The 17,947-nt window shown below is 44.1% G+C and carries 14 protein-coding genes, 2 tRNA genes and 1 rRNA gene; 6 read left to right on the top strand and 11 right to left on the bottom strand.

What is annotated here, in order from left to right; all coding sequences use genetic code 11:
* Positions 1–64 precede the first annotated feature (64 nt).
* From L4C35_RS21495 to dauA, 3 genes are all read right to left on the bottom strand, one after another.
* Positions 65–850 carry a class II glutamine amidotransferase gene (locus L4C35_RS21495; protein WP_428464812.1) on the bottom strand — a complete coding sequence of 262 codons (786 nt, stop codon included), beginning with the start codon at positions 848–850 and terminating at the stop codon, positions 65–67.
* 93 nt (positions 851–943) lie between these two features.
* Positions 944–1,525, bottom strand: a complete 582-nt coding sequence (gene lpcA / locus L4C35_RS21490) for a D-sedoheptulose 7-phosphate isomerase (RefSeq protein ID WP_428464811.1) — start codon at positions 1,523–1,525, stop codon at positions 944–946.
* A 65-nt stretch (positions 1,526–1,590) separates the two neighbouring features.
* Complete coding sequence (gene dauA, locus L4C35_RS21485) at positions 1,591–3,315, bottom strand: C4-dicarboxylic acid transporter DauA (RefSeq protein WP_428464810.1); 1,725 nt, start codon at positions 3,313–3,315, stop codon at positions 1,591–1,593.
* A 490-nt stretch (positions 3,316–3,805) separates the two neighbouring features.
* On the opposite strand from dauA, the gene fadE reads away from it, so the two are divergent.
* A complete protein-coding gene (gene fadE, locus L4C35_RS21480) occupies positions 3,806–6,259 on the top strand; it encodes an acyl-CoA dehydrogenase FadE (protein WP_428464809.1) in 2,454 nt (817 codons plus the stop codon).
* Positions 6,260–6,370: 111 nt separating this feature from the next.
* Here fadE and L4C35_RS21475 read toward each other — a convergent pair whose 3' ends face one another.
* Positions 6,371–7,639, bottom strand: coding sequence for a TIGR03503 family protein (locus L4C35_RS21475; protein ID WP_428464808.1), 1,269 nt, complete (start codon positions 7,637–7,639; stop codon positions 6,371–6,373).
* Between the two features lie 7 nt (positions 7,640–7,646).
* Positions 7,647–8,369: a DNA polymerase III subunit epsilon gene (dnaQ, locus tag L4C35_RS21470; RefSeq protein WP_428464807.1), complete on the bottom strand. Its 723-nt coding sequence runs from the start codon at positions 8,367–8,369 to the stop codon at positions 7,647–7,649.
* Positions 8,370–8,420: 51 nt separating this feature from the next.
* Between dnaQ and rnhA the strand changes: the two genes are divergently transcribed.
* On the top strand, positions 8,421–8,885 hold the full coding sequence (rnhA, locus tag L4C35_RS21465; protein ID WP_428464806.1) for a ribonuclease HI: 465 nt from the start codon (positions 8,421–8,423) through the stop codon (positions 8,883–8,885).
* 23 nt (positions 8,886–8,908) lie between these two features.
* Here the strand turns inward: rnhA and L4C35_RS21460 are convergent, their stop codons facing one another.
* Positions 8,909–9,619, bottom strand: a complete 711-nt coding sequence (locus tag L4C35_RS21460; RefSeq protein WP_428464805.1) for a methyltransferase domain-containing protein — start codon at positions 9,617–9,619, stop codon at positions 8,909–8,911.
* A 39-nt stretch (positions 9,620–9,658) separates the two neighbouring features.
* Here L4C35_RS21460 and gloB point away from each other — a divergent pair, with 39 nt between their 5' ends.
* The 3 genes from gloB to L4C35_RS21445 all read left to right on the top strand — a co-directional run bounded on the left by gloB (position 9,659) and on the right by L4C35_RS21445 (position 12,742).
* Positions 9,659–10,417 carry a hydroxyacylglutathione hydrolase gene (gene gloB / locus L4C35_RS21455; RefSeq protein ID WP_428464804.1) on the top strand — a complete coding sequence of 253 codons (759 nt, stop codon included), beginning with the start codon at positions 9,659–9,661 and terminating at the stop codon, positions 10,415–10,417.
* 70 nt (positions 10,418–10,487) lie between these two features.
* Positions 10,488–12,056 (top strand): LysM peptidoglycan-binding domain-containing protein, encoded by a 1,569-nt coding sequence (locus tag L4C35_RS21450; protein ID WP_428464803.1) that lies wholly within the window; start codon positions 10,488–10,490, stop codon positions 12,054–12,056.
* Positions 12,053–12,742, top strand: coding sequence for a YIP1 family protein (locus L4C35_RS21445; protein WP_428464802.1), 690 nt, complete (start codon positions 12,053–12,055; stop codon positions 12,740–12,742). Before L4C35_RS21450 ends, L4C35_RS21445 begins: the two co-directional genes overlap by 4 nt.
* Here the strand turns inward: L4C35_RS21445 and L4C35_RS21440 are convergent.
* Together L4C35_RS21440 and L4C35_RS21435 are read right to left on the bottom strand one after the other, a co-directional pair.
* Positions 12,705–13,586: an endonuclease/exonuclease/phosphatase family protein gene (locus L4C35_RS21440; protein ID WP_428464801.1), complete on the bottom strand. Its 882-nt coding sequence runs from the start codon at positions 13,584–13,586 to the stop codon at positions 12,705–12,707. The genes L4C35_RS21445 and L4C35_RS21440 overlap by 38 nt on opposite strands.
* Positions 13,587–13,672: 86 nt before the next feature.
* A complete protein-coding gene (locus L4C35_RS21435; RefSeq protein ID WP_428464800.1) occupies positions 13,673–14,008 on the bottom strand; it encodes a DUF1904 domain-containing protein in 336 nt (111 codons plus the stop codon).
* A gap of 485 nt (positions 14,009–14,493) precedes the next feature.
* Between L4C35_RS21435 and L4C35_RS21430 the strand changes: the two genes are divergently transcribed.
* A complete protein-coding gene (locus tag L4C35_RS21430; RefSeq protein WP_428464799.1) occupies positions 14,494–16,341 on the top strand; it encodes a sulfatase-like hydrolase/transferase in 1,848 nt (615 codons plus the stop codon).
* 1,053 nt (positions 16,342–17,394) lie between these two features.
* On the opposite strand, the gene L4C35_RS21425 is transcribed toward L4C35_RS21430, so the two are convergent.
* The 3 genes from L4C35_RS21425 to rrf all read right to left on the bottom strand — a co-directional run bounded on the left by L4C35_RS21425 (position 17,395) and on the right by rrf (position 17,768).
* Positions 17,395–17,471: transfer RNA gene (locus L4C35_RS21425), tRNA-Trp, on the bottom strand.
* A gap of 37 nt (positions 17,472–17,508) precedes the next feature.
* Positions 17,509–17,585, bottom strand: a tRNA-Asp gene (locus tag L4C35_RS21420).
* Between the two features lie 67 nt (positions 17,586–17,652).
* Positions 17,653–17,768, bottom strand: a 5S ribosomal RNA gene (gene rrf / locus L4C35_RS21415).
* Positions 17,769–17,947: the final 179 nt, after the last annotated feature.

The following is a 17,947-nucleotide window of genomic DNA, read 5'->3' as shown; positions in this document are numbered from 1 at the left end:
TTGACTGCGTTTTTTTATGTATCGTGTAAGGCTTTCAATGTGTTGAGCAACAGATCAAATGTGTTTACTGCGGTGATACTTGGTGGAAAATCTGCTCACCAAAGTGAAAAACATTCATTTCCCCTGCCACCATTTTGTGCCAATTTTCATCATTGGTCAGCGGCTGAGTTGCAACAACAGTCACCACATCATTCGGTGTCGTTTCCTGATTAAAGTCGATAGTCACATCTTCATCAATCAATGATGCTTGACCAAAGGGTGCTCGACGAGTGATCCAATGCAAATTATTGGTGCAGTAAGTCACCACATCATCACCATCACTCAATAGCATGTTGTACACACCCAGCTTACGAAGCTCATCGCAGCACAGTGCCATGAAGCCATACAGCTCATCAGTGTCTGTTGGGCGCTGAGGAAATTTAGCGTCAAGTTGGTTCAGTAACCAACAAAAAGCCATTTCACTGTCTGTATCACCCACGGGCTGAAAACGGCCTGTCGCTAGCGATTGATAATCCGTCAATTGGCCATTGTGAGCAAACGTCCAATAACGCCCCCACAACTCCCGCGTAAAAGGGTGCGTATTTTCTAAACACACACCACCACGGTTAGCCTGACGAATATGACTCACTACAGCGCAGCTCTTTATTGGGTATTCTTGTACCAACTCAGCAATACGTGATTTACAGCTTGGGTTAGGATCTTTAAACGTACGAAAGCCTTTCCCTTCATAAAACGTTATCCCCCAGCCATCGCGGTGCGGGCCGGTATTCCCGCCACGTTGCATCAAGCCTGTAAAGCTGAAGCAAATATCGGTTGGCACATTGGCGCTCATGCCAAGCAATTCACACATATTCCTGTATGCCCTTTATTAAACGCTAAACGTAATCATTCTTCACATAAGGTTAGTTGTACCTGCTCAGCCAACTAACCTCAAGTAAAAGGATTATTCAGCGACCATTTCCTTTTCAACCAGCATGATCAAGATATGAATGATCTTAATATGTACTTCTTGAATACGATCAGCAAAGCCAAAGTGTGGAACGCGAATTTCAACATCCGCAAGACCCGCCATTTTACCGCCGTCTTTACCCGTCAGCGCGATCACTTTCATGCCTTTAGCATGAGCGGCTTCAATCGCTTTTAAAATATTGCCTGAATTACCTGAGGTTGATAGACCAAACAATACATCACCCGTTGAGCCAACAGCTTCAAGGTAACGTGAAAATACATGGTCGTAACCAAAATCGTTACTTACACACGACAGATGACTTGGATCAGAAATCGCAATACCAGGGTAGCCAGGACGATTTTCACGGTAACGACCTGTCAATTCCTCTGCAAAGTGCATAGCGTCACAGTGAGAACCACCATTACCACATGACAATACTTTCCCGCCCTGCTTGAAAGACGCAGCCAATAACTTAGCAGCCGCTTCAATGTCGGCCATATTTTTGTCATCACTTAGAAAGCGGTTTAATACGTCAGCAGCTTCGGTTAGCTCTGCACGAATAAGATCTTGGTACATAGGCTATTCTCTTATTATTCGTTAATACGCGCTAAAACAAGGGACGCCTTACGTCCCTTGCACTATTACGCGCCAGTATCAGCAGTGTACAAAGAAACAGTCGAGGGTGTCGACTCCTGAACCGAGACATTGTCAGCGTTTTGCGCTAATTGCTGACGTAATGCTGCAACATCCGCCACTAGCGCAATATTTTCGCCCGCCAAGACACCCGCATTGGTTAGTTTTACTGCCACGTGAGGGGCTACACCATAAAAATACACCGGGTAATCACGAATACGGTCTACCGCATTTTCCAAGGCATGGATCGCAGTAATATCGATAGTGGTTACGTCTGTAAAATCCAAGACCACGGCGCGTGTATCGCTTAACGCATTATCAATCACAGCGAAGGCTTTTTCACTTGCCGCAAAAAATAACGGGCCATTAATATCATACACCACCACATCATCACCTAACTCTAAGTGTTGGTGAGATTGGCTAACAGAAACCGTTGTCAGGCTCGCAATGCGTTGAATAAACAGCACACCTGCAAGTAATAAGCCCACGACGACGGCAACCACCATATCGAATACTACGGTTAAGCTGAAACAGGTCAACAAAACCGCGACGTCACGGCGTGGGGCAACTTTTAGTGTATGAACAAAGTGCGGCGCTTCCGACATATTCCACGCAACCATAATCAGCAGACCCGCCAAGGCGCTCATCGGCACGTAAGACAGAGCAGGCGCCAGTACGATCATGGCCGCTAACACAAATAACGCATGCACAATGGCTGACAATGGCGAGAAACCACCAGCACGAATGTTAGTCGCGGTACGTGCAATAGCTGCAGTCGCTGGAATACCACCAAAAAATGGTACGACCATATTCGCTAGGCCTTGCCCAACTAGCTCTGCATCTGGGTTATGCTTTTTCCCTGTCATACCATCCGCGACAACGGCACACAGTAGCGACTCAATACAACCTAGCATGGCAATAGTGAATGCCGCTGGTAATAAATCCACCACCAGCGCCCAGTTCATGCCATCTTCGCCCCAAGGCAGAATAAATTGCGGTAGCACCTGAGGAATACCTTGGCCAATCAGATCACCAATTTGATATTGGAATTTCTCACCCAATAAGCCAACGTGTGCCCCTGTCATGTTATTCACAATTAAAGCAATAACAGTACCAGTTACTAATGCCACCACATGCGGTGGAATACGTGTTTTTAATTTCGCCCAACCAATAAAGATAGCAATGGTGGCAAAACCTACTGCGGCATCGGCACCGTTAATGGTGGGTAATGCCTGTGCGTAAGCCATGACTTTTTCAGGGAAATGCACCGCGTTAGTCGCAACATGCAGGCCCAGTAAGTCTTTCAATTGCAAGAAGGCAATCACCAAACCAATGCCCGCAGTAAAGCCCGTTGTAACTGGGTATGGCACATACGCCACCAGCTGACCAAGACGCAGTAAGCCCATTAACACCAGAATCATGCCCGACATCAAGGTCGCCAGCATCAAGCCAGATAAACCGTACTGTTGGGTAATTGGCAACAAAATAACGACAAACGCTGCTGTTGGCCCCGTAATATTAAAACGAGACCCACCAAATAATGCAGCCAGTAAACCAGCGACAATAACCGTATAAAGACCATGTTGCGGCGGAACGCCCACAGCAATCGCCAATGCCATCCCCAATGGAATAGCTACAACACCTACGGTAATACCCGCAATTAAATCAGCACGAATTTTGGAGAAAGAAAAGCCTTCCGCCCACGCTTGTCGCAAAGCATGAAATAACAACACAACGAGCTCCTGCTATTAAGCAACAGATTCAACAGAAATAGCTGTCAACCCGAAAGAGGGATTCCGGCGGGCATGTGTCAGTCGGAGTTCGGGTAAGGCAACAAATAAAGGTGGATATTGTCACTGAGGATGAGCAGCCAAAACCAACCTATGAACACGCTTAAGCAAGGAAGCATGAAGGTCTGACTAAATAACAAACAGCTCAGGAACGTGAGCAATATCACAAGATATGCGTATGTTAGACCTATTTATTTTTTTAGCAAGGTCAAAAATGCATCTTACTGATCTTAGTCAACCCCAGTAATAGCAAGGGCTTCACAACCTCTGGTTATGTAACTGTTCACTTTCAGAGCAGAAAAGTATTTTACATTTCATTAAAAAAGCACTTACAATTATCACAAGTGGTAAGACCTCTTACCTAGCATAAAACGTACCTACAACGACATACATAATTAAAAAATTAGTCGCACCAAGATTAAGGAGAATCACCATGGTCACTTTTGTGTACCTGCTCGGTCTGATCGGTTTAATCGGGTTACTCGCCTACCATCGCGCGAACCTACGTACCTTCACGCTTGCTATTGCCGCAGGTCTCGCCATTGGCACCGTGCTCAATGTTACAGGGCAATTTAGCTGGCTCATTTTCTTAGCCCTTGCTATTCCTTTGAACATCCCATCGGTGCGTAAGCAACTGCTCAGCAAACCCGCTTTAGGCATGTTTAAAAAAGTGATGCCTGAAATGTCTCGTACTGAAAAAGAAGCTATTGATGCCGGTACGGTATGGTGGGAGGCTGATTTATTTCGCGGCGCGCCAGATTGGAACAAAATGCATGACATCCCCGCACCCCGTTTAAGTGCCGAGGAAAAAGCCTTTCTTGACGGCCCTGTTAACGAAGTATGCCGCATGACCAATGACTACCAGATCACCCATGAACTGGCTGATCTCCCCCCTGAGATTTGGCAATACCTAAAAGAGCACAAGTTCTTCGCCATGATCATCAAGAAAGAATATGGTGGGTTAGATTTTTCAGCCTACGCACAATCTCTCGTCCTGCAAAAACTGACCGGTGTGTCAGGTGTGCTTTCTTCGACGGTTGGTGTCCCTAACTCTTTAGGCCCAGGTGAGCTGCTGCAACACTACGGCACAGAAGATCAGAAAAACCACTACTTACCCCGCCTAGCAGAAGGTAAAGAAATCCCTTGTTTCGCACTGACCAGCCCTGAAGCGGGCTCTGATGCAGGCTCTATCCCTGATTTTGGTATCGTTAAAAAAGGGATGTGGCAAGGTGAAGAAGTACTCGGAATGGAGTTAACGTGGAACAAACGCTATATCACACTGGCACCTGTTGCGACTGTGCTTGGTCTCGCTTTTAAATTGTTCGATCCTGAGCATCATCTCGGTGATGAAGAAGAGCTCGGTATCACCTGTGCCCTTATTCCAACCGATATTCACGGCATCAAAATTGGTCGTCGCCATTTCCCGCTCAATGTACCGTTCCAAAATGGGCCGACTCAAGGTGAAAAAGTTTTTGTCCCGATTAGCTTCATCATTGGTGGCCAAGAGATGGCAGGCCAAGGCTGGCGTATGCTGGTGGAGTGTTTGTCGGTAGGACGTGGTATCACCTTACCGTCAAACGCCACTGGCGGCCTAAAAACAGCAGCGTTAGCAACAGGGGCGTATGCGCGTATTCGCCGCCAGTTCAAATTACCAATCGGTAAAATGGAAGGTATTGAAGAACCACTGGCGCGTATTGCAGGTAACACTTATGTGATGGATGCCGCCAGTAGCCTGACTGTCGCAGGTATCGACCTTGGTGAGAAACCCTCAGTGATCTCAGCCATCGTCAAATATCACTGTACCCACCGCAGCCAGCAAAGCGTGATTGACGCAATGGACATCGCAGGCGGTAAAGGTATCTGTATGGGGCCGAGTAACTTCCTCGCTCGTGGCTACCAAGGTGCGCCTATCGCTGTAACGGTAGAAGGCGCTAACATTCTGACGCGTTCGATGATCATCTTTGGTCAAGGGGCGATCCGCTGTCACCCTTACGTGCTTGCAGAAATGAATGCTGCTTACAACGATAACGAAGAGCAAGCACTTAATGAGTTTGATAACTCACTGTTTGGCCATGTCGGCTTTGTGATCAGTAATGTGGTGCGTTCATTCTGGCTGGGCGTAACTGATGGCCGAGGTTCTAATACCCCACGCAAAGATCAAACAGCCCGTTATTATCAACAACTCAATCGCTATAGTGCCAACCTTGCACTACTTGCAGATATATCCATGGTTGTTTTAGGCGGTTCACTGAAACGTAAAGAGCGTCTTTCAGCACGATTAGGCGATGTATTGAGTCAGCTCTACCTTGCTTCCGCTACGCTGAAACGCTTTAGCGAAGAGGGCGAGAAAAAAGACGACCTACCATTAGTTCACTGGGGTATGCAAGATTCGCTCTACCAAACAGAACAGGCATTGGACCAATTTTTACGTAATTTCCCAAATCGTCCTGTCGCTGGCTTACTGCGTATCGTGCTCTTCCCGATGGGGCTGGGTCGTCAAAAACCAACCGATAAGCTCGACCATAAAGTCGCTCGTATTTTACAAACACCTTGTGAAAGCCGTAGCCGCTTAGGTCGTGGGCAATTCTTCGAAGCCGTTGAAAATAATGCAGCAGGCATGATGGAAAAAGCACTGAAAGATATTTTAGCTGCTGAGCCTATCTACGATCGCGTTTGCCAGGCTGCAGGTAAAAAGTACCCCTTCATGCAACTGGGTAAATTGGCAGATACAGGGCTAAGCCTCAATGCGATTAACGAGCAAGAAGCAGACCTATTACGTAAAGCTGAAGAAGGCCGATTACGCACGATTAATGTGGATGATTTTGACCCACAAGAGCTTGCAGCAGCACCGTTACAAGCTGATAAGACGATGGGGAATGCCGCATAAGGCAGTTTGTATCTCATCTCGAAGTAACAGTAACGTAGGATCCAAAAAGGGAAGCTTCGGCTTCCCTTTTTATGCTGAGAACAAGGCTAACCTCATTAATTAACCTACAGACTAAGCTGATTTAACCTCTTCTTCGGGATCTTCGTTTTCTACGTCATCCAGTGCTTTGGCTATCACTTTTTTCGTTTTCCACTTACGCCAAATAAAGCCACCAGCCACCACCAAGACAACCAATAAGATGTTACTCCCCATGATCACCTTTATCGCCTTTGAGCGAGCTAAAGCCTGCTCTGCGGCTAATCGTGCATCTTCCTCTGCTTGTGCTTTAAGTTGCTGTTGATGACGAAAATCTTCTAAGTTTCGATCCAGTTGTAACTCAGCTTGTATCGCGAAATGTTTCTTTGGCAAACCAAAAATCAGCTCGCGATTATTTAATAAGTCTGTCGCGTATAGCCATCCCGACCACCCATACTGTCCCGGTTCACCAAGGTTTGGGATTGTGAACTTTAACCCTTCTTGATCACCTGTGGCATGGCCTTGCGTGATAGTTGATTTGCCTTCAGGATCAATCTGTTCAATATGGGCAGCTAAAGACCCTGGTACAATTGCCCCCATCTCCGGCGTCACAACAAATTGATGCGGCTCTATTTGATCGCGACCTTGAATAAAGTCTGCAGTTAAAGGCGGTGGGTAGATTAAAACCTGCTGTTCAAATGTTCGCAAAAAGATGCCATTTTGCGATGACACGCGTGCTCGATATTTACCCGGCTGGATATCGACTGGCAGTGCAACGGTAAACACACCATCGCCTGGGTATTCATCAAAACCAATACCATCATCGGTAAACTCCCCTAAAATAACCGGGCTTGGACGGGACTTTTCAGGCAGCGCTTCAGGGTTTTCAACGTATTCTAAAAATTCAACTTGAAGTTTTACACGATCAAGAAAATCACGAGAAGTCAGTAATTGATCACCTTGCAGTAAGCGAGCTGTAAACTTAAGGGTTTCTGATTGATAAAGGCGCGACGGTAAGTCATCAATATCTAAACGAAGATCCGATAACACATCAATTTTGTTTTTAGGCGTCACTCGCCCGACGGCCTGCCATGGCCCTGGCATTGGGTTTTCGATAGAAATAATATCGACGCCCTGCTCTTCATACCACGACACATTCTTAGGGTGACGCCACGCATAATATTTCGTGCCATCAGGGCGAACCAGCACGACAGAGTTACTCTCTTTGTCGCGCTTCACCATAAAAGAAACTTGCTCAACGGTAGGATCAACTCGAAAGCGGTTATCAAGCCATGACATCTGCGTATTTTCTTGCGCCCAAGAAAATATCGGTAGAAATAGCAGCAATATCAATAACCGTGGCATACATCTCCTACTGGCGCCACATCGGGTCACCTTTGATCACATCTAAACGTTCTTCGTGCGCTTTTAATTCATCGGCAGATGCACGGATAACCTTTAATGTTTTGCGACCAGAAGCTAAGCGTTTGATGACTTTTTCGACACCATCCTCATTGTTGCTATCCGCACTTAATGCAAGAGAGGTTTGTCCACCCGTCATCATTAAGTAAACGTCAGCAAGGATCTCGGCATCGAGCAATGCGCCGTGAAGCGTACGGTGTGAGTTATCAATACCGTAACGCGAACATAAGATATCTAGATTATTTCGCTTACCAGGAAATAGCTTTTTCGCCATATCCAAGGTATCTGTAACCTTACAAAAATCTTCTGTCTTCCCTATCGATGGGTCGAGCTTACTGAACTCATAGTCCATAAAGCCGATATCGAAGGGCGCGTTATGAGCGACAAGTTCGGCCCCTTGGATGAAATCCATGAACTCTTGGTGGATCTCACCATAAGTCGGCTTATCTAATAAGAATTCATCGGTAATACCGTGAACACCGACCGCCTCTTCATCGATAGCACGATCCGGTTTGATATAAACGTGGAAGGTGTTACCCGTGAATTTGCGGTTGATGATTTCAACAGCGCCAATTTCAACAATACGGTGACCCTCATAGTGTGGGCCCGTCATATTCATACCTGTTGTTTCGGTATCGAAGACAATAATTCGGTGATCAGTAGCTTTTTTCATAATGGCGATTGTGTCAGACTCAAGTTTTCTCTAAGACGCATACTATCAAATATGACCAAGCAGGTAGACATTTTCACAGATGGATCGTGTTTAGGTAATCCAGGACCTGGTGGTTACGGGACGGTTTTACGCTATAAGCAACACGAAAAAGAACTTTCCGCTGGCTATTTCATGACAACAAACAACCGCATGGAGCTACTAGCAGCCATCGTCGGATTAGCCAGCCTCAAAGAACCGTGCATGGTCGATTTAACCACCGATAGCCAATATGTTCGCCAAGGCATTACGCAATGGATCCATAACTGGAAAAAACGTGGCTGGCAAACTGCGGATAAGAAACCAGTAAAAAATGCCGATTTATGGCAGCAACTGGATATTGAAACCCAACGCCATACCGTGAATTGGCACTGGGTCAAGGGGCACGCTGGACACCCTGAAAATGAACGTTGTGATGATTTAGCACGCGCAGCGGCTGAATCGCCAACGCAGCCAGATGAAGGCTATCAAGCAACTTAAAAAATACGATTCTGCGACAAAGACTAATTAACCCGCAACGGTGTAAGTTGGCGTCTTAATTTCCAAGTGGGTTTAATCGGCTTCAATGGGTAGGTACGCTTACGTGCCACAATAAAATATAACCCTCCCAACGATGGGAAGTGTTCTGATAAGGCACTTTCCGCCCACGCTGAACATGCTAGATGCTGAGTGGCTGGTAATACTGCAAATTTATCGCTATACACCACTTCATAATTCAACACGCCAAGCCAGTCTTTTACTCGCATCGGCATAAACATCTGCCCATTCCACGGGTATTTCTTGCGATTCCAAGGTAACAAGCCCTTTACGCCGAGCCAGCTTACTGGATTTGATCCCGTTAAAATCAAATAACCATCATCAACCATAACGCGATCAACTTCACGCAACAAACGGTGAGGATCATTACAATAATCAAGCTGGTGAGCAAGCAAACAAGTATCAAATGATTTTTTTAAAAAAGGTAAGTGCTGCGTATCTGCAATGACGTTATGTAACGGATTATACTGATCAATACATACCTGATGTTGGATGTTACAATGCCCACTAGCGAGTTCACAACTGAGCCCTCCAAGTTTCAGCATATGATAGCCAAACAGTTTTGGGCACCACTCATCAAGGTGTGCCTGTAGCTGCTTCGCCATCCATTCGCCATGCTTCACTTGTGACCAAGTGTATGGCGCTTCAATATGTTTTAATGTCCGCGCTGGCTTCATATGTATTGCTCAATACCTTAAAGGTTGGAGACAAATTTAATGCTAACGATTCAAAGCATACCTGCATTTAATGACAATTACATCTGGCTAATTCACAGTCAAGATAATCATTGTGTGGTTGTCGATCCCGGTGATGCCACCCCTGTTATCAAGGTATTAGAAGAGCAACAACTCACCTTAGATGCCATCCTAATTACGCATCACCATCATGATCATATTGGTGGAATAAGCGAACTCAAGCGTTATGCACCACAATGCAACATCGTAGGGCCAGCCAATGAGCCAATCCCTGGGATTTCGCAATCCGTCTCTGATGGCGACCAAGTGGAACTTTTTGGTGAGCGTTTTATGGTACTTGGTTTACCAGGACACACACTTGGACATGTCGCCTATGTGGGTGATGAAAAGCTTTTCTGTGGTGATACTCTCTTCTCTGCAGGTTGTGGCCGTTTATTTGAAGGCTCGCCTGAACAAATGTTTAACTCACTCCAAAAGCTTGCGGCACTGCCTGACGAAACCGAAGTCTATTGTGCCCATGAATATACCTCGAGTAATTTATCTTTTGCTTTGGTCGCTGAGCAAACCAATCCACACTTACAACGCTACCGTGAAGAGGTAAGCCGTAAGCGAGCGCAAGGAATTAGCACCATTCCTTCGACCATGGGACAAGAAAAATTAATTAATCCTTTCTTACGCTGTGATCAACCGAATATCAAAAAAAGCGTTGCTGATAAAGCAGTTAATGATAGTGACCTTGAAACCTTCGCCGCGCTGCGTCGTTGGAAAGACGAATTTTGACCTGTGTCACTTGTCACTAAGGTGGTTGGACAAGTATTATCACCAACCATTTTGGCTTTAGGCAGGAACAATGAAGTCCCGATTTTTTTTAGCAAGTGCGCTATTTCTGGCTGGTTGCCAATTAACAAATACAGTAGAAGAACAAGCAAACACAAACCAAGAGCCCAAAGAGGCTTCAACGCAAGTCAAACCTGCGAAGACGGTTGTCACTCCTCCTATTGTCAAACCAGAAATCAAAGTGATCTCGCCACAAGAACAAGAAGACTTGTGGCTTCGTATTGGTATGCAAATTGATACCGATGCTATCCCTGAAAATAAAGATGTTCGACGCTACCGTAACTGGTATTTAAAGCATCCCAATCACCTTGAAACTGTCGCAAAACGTGCAGAGCCCTTCTTATACTTAATCGTTGAGGCCGTTGAAGAGCGCGATCTTCCACTTGAACTTGCACTTTTACCTATCGTTGAAAGTTCATTTGACCAATTTGCCTACTCGCACGGTCGTGCGGCGGGTCTTTGGCAAATTACGCCCCCGACAGGCCGTAGCTTTGGCCTAGAGCAAAACTGGTGGTACGACGGTCGCCGTGATGTTGTAGAGTCAACACGAGCTGCTCTAGACCTTCTCGAGTACCTTAACCGTAAATTTGATGGTAACTGGCAGCATGCACTTGCCGCTTACAACACAGGTGAAGGTCGAGTATTCCGCGCTATTCGCAACAACAAAGCAGCAGGTAAACCAACCGACTTTTGGTCACTGAGCTTACCAAAAGAAACCAGTGGCTATGTCCCTAAGCTCTATGCCGTTGCTGATGTGATTAAAAACCAGAAAAAGTATGGTTTATCTATCCCTATGGTAGCCAATAAGCCAGCAGTGGCCGTGGTTAAACCTGGCATTCAAATGGATTTAGGCATGGCGGCACGTTATGCCGGCATCAAGACCGCTGATTTACAGAAGCTGAATCCAGCCTATAACTCTTGGGCGACATCACCCGATAACAATAACGACCTATTACTGCCTATTAATAAGGTGGCTCGCTTTAATAAACAATTTGCTGCGAGTAATCACCAAGGCATGAAGGTTGTTCGCTATAAAGTGAAATCTGGTGACTCTCTAAGTGTGTTAGCAAAGCGTAATCACACCTCAGTGAAGCAGATCCAGCGTGCAAACAATATGAGTAACACTAACATTCGTGTTGGTAAGCACATCCTGATCCCTGTTGCACTACAAGATGGTGAAAGTAGCGAGCTATCAGCAGCACTTCAGCAAGTTCGTAGCCAAAGCAGTCATGGCGGTGGCTATCGTACTATCTACAAGGTCAAATCAGGTGATAGCTTGTGGACCATTGCTCGTAAGCAGAATGTCTCTATTGATCAATTAACCAAATGGAATGGTTTAAGCAAAAAGAAAACACTGCGTGTCGGTCAGAAATTAACGATTTGGAAAGACAGTAACGACGGCGAAATCATCCGTACGGTTTACTACAAAATCCGCCAAGGTGATAACCTAAGTACAATTGCAAAACGTTATAAAGTCAAAGTCTCAGACGTAGTGAAATGGAACCAACTTGGTGGCCAAAAATACCTAAAACCAGGCCAACAACTCAAACTGTATGTTGATGTGACTAAGGTAAGCGTATGAGCCCGTCTAAAAACCCACTCGTAGCATTGGTTGATATTTTCCGTTCACCTATCGACTGTTTTGCAGCTGTTCATGAACGTCCTAAGTGGTCATGGTTAGCGTACCTGCTGATCATGTTTGGCTCTGTCATTATGTGGGGCGCCTATTTCAACAATGTTGATTTGCCCTGGTTACAGCAAGTACTGACAGCGCAGCTAAGCAATGTTGATCATGAAGTCCAGCAAGCCTGGCTCACCAAAGAAGTACTGCTTGCCGGTGAAGTGTTCAGTGACCTTGTTGGGCGTACCGCGGTACTATTCATCTTAGCGCTATGGTTAAACCTTGCGACGAAAGGTAGCCAGTACACGATCAGTTTTGGCAAATGGCTAGCAGCATCATGCTTTATCATGATGCCATCAGTTATAGGCGATCTTGCCAGCTACATTAACATTATGTTTAATCCAGCAAACATACTGCCAAATGCAGCTGACTTGAACAGCTTAAACGGCTTACTTAAGTTACCGTTAAATAATCCATGGTCGCCTTTCATGACGACCATGCCATTGTTAGCACCTTGGTATATTGCACTTACCTATGCGGCTGTTGGCGCATGGACAGACTTTGATCGTGCCAAAGCTATCATAGTTGCAGCACTACCTTGGTTGCTGGTTATTGTTGTTTGGCCACTGATGATCGCATTAGCTTAACCTTAAAGCTCGCGATAATTGGATTGTGATCGGAGGCATCTGTTAATGGTGCCTCCGCTTTTATAAGTGACAAACCTCGGTAGTAAAGATGGTCTAACGGCTGACCAAGTACTTTGATCCGTTGATCATTGCCCAGCTCTATCTCTCGTAACCCTAGCCTTCCCGTTATCGCCTCAACAATATCCACTCTCGCCTGACGCCAACTATTAAAGTCGCCAGCTAAAATCATAGGGCCAGAGTGCGTTGCTAATACACGTTCAAGCTTCGCCATCTGAATTTCATACTCATCAACACCTAAGGTAAAGTTCACACCGTGTAAATTAACCACGGCCAGTTCTTGGCCATTAGATAACAGATAACGCGCAAAAAGTGCTGATTTAGGTAATTGTAGCCACGGCTCCATCGACAAGTAAGCACAGGTTTTATTTGCACTCGCACCAGATAAGTTCATAACGCCAGCGGATGTATCAAGGAACTTGAAAGCATTTGCCATTGTCACTTGCCAAGATGTATTACGCAGATAATCCGCTAACCCCGCTGTAAGATTTGCCTCTTGCAACAATACTAACTGGCTACCAGCACTGTATTCTTGTAATGCTGTTTGCCAATTGTCTCTTTGCTGCTTATAAATATTCCACACAGTCACATGTAATTTACCATCAACATCAAGCGGCAAAACGTTCTGTTTCGTGATGCAATTATAGGAATACTTAGGCATTACTGTTTTAATATTGGTCGCCAATTCTGGGGTTTGTGTCACCTTAAATGACCATTCAGTAAAACCAACGGTACCCGCTGCCAGTAGAACACCTGTGACAATTAAAATTCGAATATAACGCGCCATTTTACCTCCAATAAAAAAGCATAAGTTCTCACTTATGCTTTATCTAACAGTAGCGTCACTTATCGACGTATCTTACCGCGCACCTATTAATAATGCTCGCCATTATCATAATAAGCACTTGGTGTTAGCGCAGTAAAAATAACAGCGACATCTTGGCTCTCGTTTGTCATCGCCTGACGGACAAGTGTCGTCAGATGTACAGCAACAGCATCTTGTACCTCTTGGCCACGATCAAACCAAAAGACTTCGACAAAAGGATATGCTTGAGAAACCTTACCGTCAAAAACAAAAGTTGAAGGGATATGTTCTATCGTAAAATCTTCTCGTGGGCAATTCATCAATGGCTGTAACGCATCAACAAGCTGAGTGGAGATCGCTTGAACATGTTGCGCATCGATTGCACGAAAACGAAGGTGAGGCATAGTCGTTCCAGTTTTTATATATGAAAATCACAAGATAGCACCTCCTATGCTTTTTCCACACTAACTTTAGGCAATCATCATTGTTTATTTTGTTAAGCTCCCCTTCCAACAATAAAACAACGATCAATGTACTGACTCCAACGATGATATGTTTTGTAAACCAGAAAGCGTTAAATACTCAAAGTACTAACAACATTCCCTCATAGTGCCAACGCCGTTAGAAAAACATCGACTCAAGCGATAAATAAACATTAGATGCATATGAAATAGAGTAAGTACTTTTATTCACTCAATAATCATCCAATTAAAAAGCGATAGTTATTGTTTTTGTCAGTGGTGTAATAAAGTAATACTCACTAAGTCATTAATACTCAAAGATGAAATAAATAGAGTTTTCTTACTTTAAAAGCTGATTTATGCACCTAACAATGAATATTTCGTGCTAGGATTATCGCTTTTAATAAATATGTTACTTAGGTATTCATATGAAAGAAAACGATAACATCAGCTTTCTATTAAACCCTCTTCAGCAAGTGATAATTAACCTAAAAGAAACCTATAACACATTTTTATTTAGTGGCTTACTAACGATTGTCATTGCTTTATCTTACGCTACCATGTCTTTTGATACTATTGGTATAATAGATACTATCTATTTGTATAGCATACCTCTTTATTATTACACTCTAGTTTTATTAATTCCCATATTTTGCTCTGTACTTCACATATGGAGAGCAGGGGTTTACTTATCTTTAAGTTTAAAATCTATATTAGACCTATTCCTTTTAACTAACTTAGCGGTTTTCAAGGTTTATAACTTCCATATTGACATTGTATTTTTAGAAATGGTCATTAAGGATTTTAAAGGGTTTGGATTCTCTTTTGGGGCTTTATTATTAGCAGGCGTAGTAACTGCAATTGTGTTTGTTTTTAATTTCTTCCCGATATTGATTAACAACAAAGATCGTAAAACCCTATTAATAAACATGCTTGCATTGGCTATATTTATTATCAATCAGACCATTCACGCCGTTGCTTTTTATTACAACACCACCAATATAACAAGCCATACCCCGGTATTCCCTTACTACTATCCAACAACATCACATGGACTGGTAAGCGATATATCTGAAGTCATACCTAATATAGATTATCAAACTAATACTGATAACATAGGTTTCAACCTAGATTACCCAAAAAAAGAACTGAAATTTAAAGATGTAGCAGACAGAAAGAACATTCTTCTCGTCGTCCTTGAAAGTTGGAGATTTGATAGCTTAACCCCTGATGTTATGCCAAATATGTATCAGTTTTCAAAACTAGCAACAAACTATACTAACCACTACAGCAGTGGGAATGTGACTGTATCAGGATTATTTGGATTGTTTTCTGGTTTGCATCCCACATATTTAACGTATGCTCAATCTCAACCATTACAAAACCAAAGCTTACTTACAAGGCGTCTAGGTGAATTAAATTATGATATTGATATTTATACATCAACAAACTTAGAGCGATTTAATCTTAAGCCTATTTTTTTTGGTGAAATTAATGATGATAATTACCACTATATAGATGAGGGCCGCCCGTTCGAAAATGATAAAGCTTTAAATGAAACATTAATCTCCTCCTTATCAGAGCAATCTATTGCACCTTGGTTTAAGTTTATTTTCTATAATTCTTCACATAGTTTTTATGACTACCCTAAAAATAATGAAAAATACACTCCTGTCGCAGGGAATGAGTCAGCCTTTTTAAATAACAATAAAGAATCTATCGCCGCAGTATTTAACAAATATAAAAACTCACTACACTATATTGATACATTATTTGAATCTATAGAAAATAAGCTTCGTGAAACAGGGCAACTTGAAAATACCGTTATTATTATTACAGGTGATCACGCTGAAGAATTTAATGATAATAAAGTTGGCCACTGGGGGCATGGTTCAAACTATAGCAAATACCAATCAAAAGTACCGTTAATAATTTATCATCCAAAAAATAAATCACAAAGCGAAGAAGCTAAGACAACAACACACGTAGATATTGCTCCAACCTTATTAAAAAACTATTTAGGCGTTCAAGATGATGTCAACTCGTTTAGCTCTGGCATTGATATATTAGATACTAACAAACCTGATGATAAACGTTCATTCATTATAACCAGCTATAAAGACACCGGATACTTTATTGAAAATAAAATATACTCAAATGGCGTTATTTACTCACATTACAATGTAGATAGTGTCATGAGAAAAATAAGCGAAGTAGATACTCAAGCTATACTTAAATTAAAACAAGAATCTATAGAATTTATATCTACACCATAAATCAATTAAATTATTTTACTCTAAAATAAAGAACGGCCTCTATATTGTAAGTCGTTCTTGTGTATCAAATAACTGAGAAATAGATTCAACAACAGCACTCATTTTCCTGAATAAGACTATCAACACATCACCTCCACACACCAGAAACGAAAAAGGCGCCAGCATTTCTGCTAGCGCCTTAAAGATGGCAGGGGTGGAGAGATCCGAACGCCCAACACGCGCTGATTGTCGATATCGGTGAATCCGCTGCTTGAGCACTAAACGCTAGAAACGAAAAAGGCGCCAGCATTTCTGCTAGAGCCTTAAAGATGGCAGGGGTGGAGAGAGCCGAACGCCCAACACGCGCTGATTGTCGATATCGGTGAATCCGCGGCTTGAGTGCTAAACGCTAGAAACGAAAAAGGCGCCAGCATTTCTGCTAGCGCCTTAAAGATGGCAGGAGTGGAGAGATTCGAACGCCCAGCACGCGCTGATTGTCGATATCGGTGAATCCGCCGCTTGAGCACTAAACGCTAGAAACGAAAAAGGCGCCAGCATTTCTGCTAGCGCCTTAAAGATGGCAGGGGTGGAGAGAGCCGAACTCCCAACACGCGCTGATTGTCGATATCGGTGAATCAGCTGCTTGAGCACTAAACGCTAGAAACGAAAAAGGCGCCAGCATTTCTGCTAGCGCCTTAAAGATGGCAGGGGTGGAGAGAGCCGAACGCCCAGCACGCGCTGATTGTCGATATCGGTGAATCCGCTGCTTGAGCACTAGACGCTAGAAACGAAAAAGGCGCCAGCATTTCTGCTAGCGCCTTAAAGATGGCAAGGGTGGAGAGATCCGAACACCCAGCACGCGCTGATTGTCGATATCGGTGAATCCGCTGCTTGAGCACTAAACGCTAGAAACGAAAAAGGCGCCAGCATTTCTGCTAGCGCCTTAAAGATGGCAGGGGTGGAGAGATCCGAACGCCCAACACGCGCTGATTTTCGATATCGGTGAATCCGCTGCTTGAGCACTAAACGCTAGAAACGAAAAAGGCTCCAGCATTTCTGCTAGAGCCTTAAAGATGGCAGGGGTGGAGAGATTCGAACTCCCAACACGCGGATTTGGAATCCGCTGCTCTGCCAATTGGAGCTACACCCCTATTAGTTATTTTAAAGACTTAACTCTGTCTGAATAAGTGGCGGAGCGGACGGGACTCGAACCCGCGACCCCCGGCGTGACAGGCCGGTATTCTAACCAACTGAACTACCGCTCCACACGGTGATAAACAGTTGCCTGTCTATCCGATATTCACCGTTCAAGAATGAATATCTAAATTTGAAGCCTGGCGATGACCTACTCTCACATGGGGAGACCCCACACTACCATCGGCGCTATTACGTTTCACTACTGAGTTCGGCATGGGATCAGGTGGGTCCATAATGCTATGGTCGCCAAGCAAATTCGGGTTATTCACCGCCATCAGGCGATAAATACAATCTGGGAAAATCTAACTAGTTTCAATATCGTTCTTAACACGCATTCAAGCGTTTATGGAGTCCGTAAAACCCCTTGGGTGTTGTATGGTTAAGCCTCACGGGCAATTAGTACAGGTTAGCTCAATGCCTCGCACTCGCA

Origin of the sequence: Photobacterium kagoshimensis, assembly GCF_050337045.1 — a bacterium.
GTDB lineage: Bacteria > Pseudomonadota > Gammaproteobacteria > Enterobacterales > Vibrionaceae > Photobacterium > Photobacterium kagoshimensis.
Note: the sequence above shows the minus strand (reverse complement) of the source record. Positions and strands in the feature narration are given on the sequence as shown.